The following is a 1,511-nucleotide window of genomic DNA, read 5'->3' as shown; positions in this document are numbered from 1 at the left end:
GATGGAAAAGTCTTAAAATGATTCTTCTCATAGAAAGAATCAGATCCATTTTTAACAGGAGGTTGATAAGGTTTTAAGAAGTTCTTAGGTTTGGATGATTTTTTACGAATAGGTGCAGGTCTATAGTTTTTTCCCCAAGAAGTTTTTTGAGGTGTTTGTCCAAATTTATAACGCAATCCTGCTGATAAAAGCCAATAGGTATTGAGCCTTCCAAAGAATTCAGTTTTAAAATCAGCAAATAAATTCAAGCTTTCATTCAAGCTTGACCATTGTGCTCCTAGTCCCATTCCTAATCGATGATCTAAATGATTTGCATCATTATATAAAGGAGCATTTGATAAATCATTTAAAGTGATCTTGCCTCCTAAATTCAGATCCATACTGTATTCCATCAAAGCTTTTAGGTTTAAAGATCCTTGATGGTAATCATAACGCCTCACTCCCATTAATCCTATTTTAGAAATGAAAGTTGGGACAGGGTTTAACTTTGCTGTGATTAGACTTTGGGATTGCTTATCAGTAAAAGAAACCTTTCCTCCTGAGATGAATCCAGGATTGAGAGAAACATAAGGTTCTAAATAAGTATGGATATCTTTGATCTTGGCTTGAACCCTTGCATTTCTACAAAAGACTTTTTGGACACATTTCTCCACTACTTTGGTTCTATAGGTAAAGAAGGGATAAAAACGATACCCTGCTCTTGCTCCAAGTATTAGAAGATGGGCATTAAAATTGATGGGGACATCAGATTGGTAGAGATTGGTATGCATTGGGGCATAAACATAACGCAAACTCCCATCTAATACCCAACCTTCTTGCTGGATATAACCTCCATAAGCTCCTAATCCAATTGCTTTAACATTGCCTTTATACCCTGAATCAGCTGCATTTAAATGTGTATAATCCAAACTCCCTCCATAAAAATACCTCTGTGTTTCAAAGCTTTCTCCATAATCATAACCCCCTGAAAAATGATAAAAAAGATTTTGAGTGGTTTTTCCTCCATAGGGTTGCTTTTGATAAATGCCTCCACCTGATACTTTTGCCCATAATCCATATAGAGTGGGAGGATAAATCAAATCATCTGTTCTTGTATATAAGTTATCTGATTCTAAACGAAAGATTTGATAAGGCAAAGAAAAGATATTCAATAGACTTTTAGCAGTTTGATTAGGATTTCTTGTAATGGCACTTAAAACCCATTGATTCAATCCTCCACCTGCATCTCTTTTTTGTAAGATTGGGAGATAATCATATAAACCAATGATTGTAGCAATTCCTTTAAAATCAGCCCCATTACCTAAAGAAGTTGCTGAAGCAACAACCATATCTGAAGAAGGAGTTAAAAGAATATTGGAGGGATTTTGATAGATTTGAATGAATTCTAAGCCATTGACATTGCCTGCTGTAATGGTATCTGTTTTTCCTAAAGATAAATCAGACATCAGACGAAAGACACCATTTTCTCCATTGATGGTACTCACTTTGAGGGTGCGGGGAGAGAAGGGATC

Annotated in this window: 1 protein-coding gene; it reads right to left on the bottom strand. The window is 35.6% G+C overall.

Annotation, left to right across the window (positions count from 1 at the left end; all coding sequences use genetic code 11):
• A partial coding sequence (locus BKH41_RS09500; RefSeq protein WP_143428736.1) for an autotransporter outer membrane beta-barrel domain-containing protein occupies positions 1-1,511 on the bottom strand: 1,511 nt, incomplete at both ends.

Origin of the sequence: Helicobacter sp. 12S02232-10, assembly GCF_002272895.1 — a bacterium.
Classification (GTDB): Bacteria; Campylobacterota; Campylobacteria; order Campylobacterales; family Helicobacteraceae; genus Helicobacter_J.
This window is presented reverse-complemented; position numbering and strand designations above follow the sequence as displayed.